General features: G+C 74.8%; 5 protein-coding genes. All 5 read left to right on the top strand.

Annotated features, from left to right (window positions below; genetic code table 11):
• Positions 1-84 precede the first annotated feature (84 nt).
• On the top strand, positions 85-1,506 hold the full coding sequence (locus FRZ03_RS25985) for a hypothetical protein (protein WP_398661120.1): 1,422 nt from the start codon (positions 85-87) through the stop codon (positions 1,504-1,506).
• 14 nt (positions 1,507-1,520) lie between these two features.
• Entirely contained in the window at positions 1,521-2,546 is a 1,026-nt protein-coding gene (locus FRZ03_RS25980; protein ID WP_146467558.1) for a glutamate ABC transporter substrate-binding protein, read from the top strand.
• Between the two features lie 41 nt (positions 2,547-2,587).
• On the top strand, positions 2,588-3,862 hold the full coding sequence (locus tag FRZ03_RS25975; protein ID WP_146467557.1) for a coiled-coil domain-containing protein: 1,275 nt from the start codon (positions 2,588-2,590) through the stop codon (positions 3,860-3,862).
• Positions 3,859-6,363: a serine/threonine-protein kinase gene (locus FRZ03_RS25970; protein WP_146467556.1), complete on the top strand. Its 2,505-nt coding sequence runs from the start codon at positions 3,859-3,861 to the stop codon at positions 6,361-6,363. The genes FRZ03_RS25975 and FRZ03_RS25970 overlap by 4 nt, the downstream gene beginning before the upstream one ends.
• A gap of 3 nt (positions 6,364-6,366) precedes the next feature.
• Positions 6,367-6,557 (top strand): zinc ribbon domain-containing protein (locus FRZ03_RS39820; protein ID WP_222443410.1); only part of this gene is annotated, 191 nt, incomplete at its 3' end.

The raw sequence follows: 6,557 nt of genomic DNA, 5'->3' as shown, positions 1-6,557 counted from the left end.
TGACCCGGCTCGCCCCCGCCGGCCCCGTCGGCACCTGGCTGCTGGCCCTGCCGCGGGAGGAGAACGAGCAGACCGCCGCCCTTCGTGCCGCACTCCCCTCCCCCGGCCCCACCCCGCAGACGCTCGTCGCCTGCGAGACCACCGGACGGGCCGCACTTTCCACCGCCGTCCCTGCCGCCCGCCCCGCCCGCACGGCGTTCCGCGTTCGCCGAGGGCACCGACCGGCTGCGGGCCGCCGCGACCACCGAGCCGGGCCGGCTGCGGATCATCGGTGCCGTGCTCGCCCTGCTGGTCGTGGCGTTCGGCGCGGTCACCGCCTGGCAGTGCAGCCAGCGCGCGTCGGCCGCCGACGACGTGCTGCACCGCAGCCAGCCCCTCAGCTCCGGCGCCGCCGACATCTACCGCTCGCTGGCCGACGCCAACACGGCCGCCTCCAGCGGCTTCCTGGCGGGCGGGGCGGAACCGGCCGCCACCCGCGACCGGTACGAGAAGGACATCAGCACCGCCGCCGGCGGCCTGGTGACCGCCGCCGCCAACGCCGAGCCCGGCTCCCCCTCCGAGGCCACCATCGCCCGGCTGAACCGGCTGCTGCCCGAGTACAAGGGCCTGATCGAGCGGGCCCGCACCTACAACCGGCAGGGCTATCCGGTCGGCGGCGCCTATCTGCGCTACGCCAACGAGAAGATGCAGCAGGACATGCTGCCGGCCGCGGAGGAGCTGTACACCAGGGAGAACGCCCGTCTGGACGCCGACTACGCGGACGCGACGCCGTACCCGTGGGCGGCCATCGCGCTCGGCGTGGCCGCGCTCGCCGCGCTCGGCTGGGCCCAGCGCCGCGACCGCCTGCGCACCAACCGCGTCCTCAACCGCGGGCTGGTCGCCGCCGGTTCCGCCACCATGGTCGCCCTGCTCTGGCTGACCGTCGGGCACACCGTCGCCCGGTCCGACCTCGACGGCTCCTACGACCACGGCATCCGCTCCCTGACCGTCCTGCACGACGCCCGCATCGCCTCCCTGAAGGCGCGGGGCAACGAGAACCTGAGCCTGGTGGCGCGCGGCGCCGAGACCGTCACGGTCGACGGCGAGCAGTACGACGCCTACTACCACGACTTCGACAAGGACATGGCGGTGCTCGGCAAGGGACTGGACCAGGCGGCGAGGCTCGCCGACGACTCCGGGGGCACCGCGCCCGTCAAGGCGGCCCAGGACAGCGCGGCGCTGTGGCGCCAGCGGCACACCGCGGCGCGCACCGACGACGAGAGCGGCGACTACCAGCAGGCGCTGGACAAGGTGATCGGCGCCCAGGGCACCACCGGGGAGTGCTTCGACGGTGTCGACGGCGACCTCGCCCGCGCGATCGGCCACGAGCAGGCCCGGTTCCGGCGGGCCGCCACCGCCGGACGGGACGCCATGACCGGGCTGCCCGCCGGCGCGGCCGTGCTCGCCCTGCTCGGCGCGGCGGGCGCGCTCGCCGGGATCGGCCGCAGGCTTTCGGAGTACCGGTGAGAAGGGGCGAGGCGATGGGCGTGAGCCGGCTGCGCGGCTGGGGCGGGGTCGGCACGATGGCGGTCCTGTGCGCGCTGGCGCTGGCGTTCGTCCTGCTGCTGCCGCGCACCCTGGCCGCGCACCACCACCACGCGCCGGACCGGGCCGGGCGGCAGCTCGCCGAGGGCAGCCAGGTCCGCGCCGGCGCCTGCGAGGACGGCGAGGCGCAGAACCAGACGCTCGCCCCATCCGGCGCGGACGGCCCCGCGATCGACGCCATCAAGGCCCGCGAGGGCGCCAAGCGCAAGCTGATCGTCGGCGTCGACCAGAACAGCTACCGCTGGGGCTACCGCAACCCGAACACCGAGGGCGCCCGGCTGGAGGGCTTCGACATCGACCTGGTGCACCGCATCGCCCAGGACATCCTCGGCGACCCGGACGCGGTGCAGTTCAAGGCGATACCGACCAACCAGCGCATCCCGGCGATCCAGGACGGCCGGGTGGACATGGTGGTGCGCACCATGACCATCACCTGCGACCGGCTCGGCCAGGTCGCCTTCTCCGCGCCCTACTTCAAGACCGGGCAGCAGGTCCTCGCGCCCAAGTCGTCCCCCGTCACCGGCTACAACGACACGCTCGCCGGCAAGAAGGTGTGCACGGCGGCCGGTTCGACGGCGTACGCGAAGCTGGAGGCGGACCGGAAGTCCGGGACGCTGCCCGCCTCCACCGACATCTCCACCACCGTGCCCAACCAGCTGGACTGCCTGGTCCGGCTCCAGCTCGGCGAGGTGGACGCGGTGGTCACCGACGGCGCCCTCGCCGCGAGCCAGGCCGCCCAGGACCCGACCGTGGAACTCAAGGGCGCGCCGTTCACGACCGAGTACTACGGAGTGGCGATGAAGAAGGACGCCACCGATCTGGTACGCCGGGTCAACCGGGTGCTGGTCGCCTACCGCGCGAGCGGCTGGCAGGCGTCGTACGACACATGGCTGTCGGCGACACTGGGAAGGGACTCCTCGGCCTCCAGGCCGCCCGCGCCGCAGTACCTGCGCACCAGTTGAACCGCAGCCGACCGGAACACACAGCAAGCGAGAGGTGATCGATGGGCGTCACGGACCCCGCCGGGCCGGTGATGGACCGGGACGAGGTGGACCGTGCGCTGGCCCGGCTCGGCCAGGAGCACGAGGCCATCGAGACCTCCCTGCTCGCCCTCCAGGACCACGCGGGCCGCAGACTCCTGGAGGGCGCCGAACTGACCGGCGTCACCAAGGAGCGCTGGCGGGCCGCCGAGGCGCGGATCACCCTGCTGTGGTCGTACTTCGACGCCTACACGGACGCGCTGCGCGGCGCCCGCGAGATCCGCGCCCGGCGCCGCTGGTCCAGCCGCGAGGACCTGACCGAGCTGACCGGGCTGCTGCGCGGCACCTGCGTCGCGCTCGCCGGTCCCGGCGACGGCAGGCTCAGCGAGAGCTTCTCGCTGGCCGAGCTGGTGGACCGGATGAACGAGCTGTACGCGAGCAGCCTGGACCTGGTCGTCGCCGCCGACGCGGTCTGGTCGGCGCTGCCCGCGCGGATCGACCTGCTCGCCGCCGAACTCCAGCGCACCCGGCAGCTCGCGCACTCCGTCGGCGTGCGCCCCGGCGAGCACCCGGCCGGGGACGACCTGGAGCGGATCACCCGCACCCTGACCCGGCTGCGCGCGGACGTGGTCTCCGACCCGCTGGCCTTCTGGGTGCCCGCCGAGGGCAGCTCGGCGCCCGGCGGCGGCCGCCCCGACACCACGGTGTACGACCGCGAGGCGCGCGCCCTGGAGGACGTGCGGCGGGAGATCGACGCGGTGCTGACCGTGCGCCAGGACGCCGAGGCCCGGCTGATCCGGCTGCGGGACGTGCTCTCGCGCGCCGACCGCACCCTCGCGGAGGCCCGCACCGCGCGCGGCGAGGTGCTGGCGAAGATCGCCGCGACCGAGGTGCCGGTGGTCAGCGGCCCGCCGACCGTGCTCCAGGAGCAGCTGGCGACCGCCGCCGAGTACCGCAGGCAGGGCCAGTGGCACCGGCTGTCCCCGCTGCTGGAGTCCCTGGAGCGCAAGGCGGAGGAGGAACTGCTGCGCGCCCGGGAGCAGTTGACCGCGGTGACCGCGCCGCTCGCGGTCCGCGCCGAGCTGCGCGGCCGGCTCGACGCCTACAAGGCCAAGGTGGCCCGGCACGGGCTGGCCGAGGACCCCTTCCTGGTGGAGCGGTACGACGCCGCGCGGCGGATGCTGTGGAGCGCGCCCTGCGATCTGCGGGTGGCCGGGCAGGCGGTGCTGCGCTACCAGCGGGCCGCGGCCGAACTGCTGGACGGGGCGCCGGAGGACCGTAGGGGGGATCAGTCGTGAGCGGGGCCGGTCGGGCCTGTCAGCGGCCGGGCTGCACGGGGGCGTACGAGGACGTCGGCGGCGGCGAGCTGTACTGCGGCCTGTGCGGCCTGGCGCCCGTGGTGTCGGCCGGTGGTCCCGCCTCCGGGGCGGGGCCGGTCGGCTCGCCACCCACCGGCGTGACCCGGGGCGCGGCCGGCAGCCGCGGCTCCGGCAGCGCCCCGAGCGCGCGCACCTCCTCGCAGTCCGCCCGCTCGCGCCGTTCGGTCTCCGGGCGGCTGTCGCGCTCCCTGTCGGGCCGCTCCACCAGCCGCTCGGTGTCGGTGCGCAGCTCCGGTTCCTCCTCGGGCTCCGCCTCGGGGCGGGGGCGGCTGGGCGCGGGCCTGGTGGACGTGCCGCAGGTGCCGCGGCCGGACCCGCGCACCATGGTCCTGGCGGACCCCGAGGTCCCCGAACGCAAACGGTTCTGTTCGCGGTCGGACTGCGGTGCGCCGGTCGGCCGGGCGCGGGGCGAACGGCCGGGCCGCACCGAGGGGTTCTGCACCAAGTGCGGGCACCCGTACTCCTTCGTGCCCAAGCTGAAGGCCGGGGACGTCGTGCACGGGCAGTACGAGGTCGCCGGCTGCCTCGCGCACGGCGGCCTGGGCTGGATCTACCTCGCGGTGGACCGGGCCGTCTCCGACCGGTGGGTGGTGCTCAAGGGCCTGCTGGACACCGGGGACCAGGACGCGATGGCCGCCGCCATCTCCGAGCGGCGCTTCCTCGCGGAGATCGAGCACGCCAACATCGTGCGGATCTACAACTTCGTGGAGCACCTGGACCAGCGCACCGGCTCCCTCGACGGCTACATCGTCATGGAGTACCTGGGCGGCAAGTCCCTCAAGGAGATCGCCAACGCCCGCCGCACACCGGAGGGCAGGCGCGATCCGCTGCCGGTGGAACAGGCCTGCGCGTACGGCATCGAGGCCCTGGAGGCCCTCGGCCACCTGCACAGCCGCAACCTGCTGTACTGCGACTTCAAGGTCGACAACGCGATCCAGACCGGGGACCAGCTCAAGCTGATCGACATGGGCGCGGTGCGCCGCATGGACGACGACGAGTCCGCGATCTACGGCACGGTCGGCTACCAGGCGCCCGAGGTCGCCGAGACCGGCCCCTCGGTCGCCAGCGACCTGTACACCGTGGGCCGCACCCTGGCCGTGCTCACCTTCGACTTCCAGGGCTACACCACCGTCCACGCCGACTCGCTGCCCGACCCCGACACCATCGAGGTCTTCCTCCGCTACGAGTCCTTCTACCGGCTGCTGGTGCGCGCCACCGACCCCGACCCGGCCCGCCGCTTCGGTTCCGCCCAGGAGATGGCCGAGCAGCTGACGGGGGTGCTGCGGGAGGTCGTGGCCCTGCGGTCGGGGCAGGCCAGACCCGCCCTGTCGACGCTGTTCGGCCCCGAAATGCGGGTGCCCGACACGGAGTTGTTCCCCCGGCTGGCGGGCGACGTGTCGCGGCTGGGGGCGCGGGAGACCACCGGGCGGCGCAGGCGGCGCCCGGTGGCGGTGGCCGCGCCGCCCGTCGCCTCCCTGGTACGGCCGGTCGATCTCCCGGCCGCCGCGCTCGCGCTGCCGGTGCCGCTGGTCGATCCCGGGGACCCCAACGCGGGTTTCCTCGCGGGGCTGGTGGCCTCGGCGCCCGGGGAGCTGATCGGGGCGCTCGCGGCGGCGCCCGCGCAGACCCCGGAGACCCGGCTGCGGCAGGTGCGGGCCCGGCTGGAGACCGGCGACCGGTGCGGCGCGCTGGCCGGCCTGGCGGCGCTGGACGAGGAGCGGCCCGAGGACTGGCGGGTGGTCTGGTACCGGGGCGTGACCGCCCTGGTCACCGGTGACTTCGAGGGCGCCGCCCTCGCCTTCGACGCGGTCTACGACGCCTTCCCCGGCGAGGCCGCGCCCAAGCTGGCGCTCGCCCTGTGCGCCGAGGTGCTGGGCCAGCTGGACAACGCGGCCGAGTACTACCACCTGGTGTGGGCCACCGACCTCAGCTATGTGAGCGCCGCGTTCGGGCTCGCCCGGGTACGGCTCGCCACCGGGGACCGGCAGGGCGCGGTGCACACCCTGGAGTCGGTGCCGGAGTCCTCCATCCACTACACGGCCGCCCGGGTCGCCGCGGTGCGGGCGCGATTGAGACAACGCACGGCGGGCACGGGTGACGTACCGTTCCTGGACGACCTGACCGCCGCCGCCGGGCAGGTCGAGGCCCTCGAGGCGTACGGTCTGGACCCGGCGCGGCGCGAGTCGCTGTCGGCGGAAGTGCTCGGCTGCGCCCTGGACTGGATACTCTCCGGGGGCACGGACACCGCCCGGCCGGCCGCCGGCGGGCGGGTGCTGCTGGGCAGCGGACTGGACGAACGGGGGCTGCGCTTCGGCCTGGAGCGTGCCTACCGGACGCTGGCCCGGCTGGCGCCCGGCGGCGAGGAGAGGATCGAACTGGTGGAACGGGCCAACCGTTACCGCCCCCGGACGTGGGTGTAGTTGATGTCGCAGAAGCCCCAGCAGGCCGCACCGGCCACGTGCCCGAGCTGCGCGGAGCCCGTCGAGCCGGGTGACCTCTTCTGTGGTGCGTGCGGACACGACCTTTCGGTGGTGCCCGCCCCGCCGCAGGACCATCCGACGCTGACCATGACCGGCTCCCCGGAGCCCGCGACCCCCGTCACCGGGGAGGGTGT

Origin of the sequence: Streptomyces misionensis, from assembly GCF_007896895.1 — a bacterium.
Lineage (GTDB): Bacteria > Actinomycetota > Actinomycetes > Streptomycetales > Streptomycetaceae > Streptomyces > Streptomyces misionensis_A.
The sequence above is the reverse complement of the archived record's forward strand: the minus strand, read 5'-3'. Positions and strand labels throughout refer to the sequence as shown.

Bases quoted from the DNA above. Each gene is read 5' to 3' on its own strand.
- FRZ03_RS25975 (WP_146467557.1), top strand. From the start codon at position 2,588: ATGGGCGTCACGGACCCCGCCGGGCCGGTGATGGACCGGGACGAGGTG.
- FRZ03_RS25980 (WP_146467558.1), top strand. From the start codon at position 1,521: ATGGGCGTGAGCCGGCTGCGCGGCTGGGGCGGGGTCGGCACGATGGCG.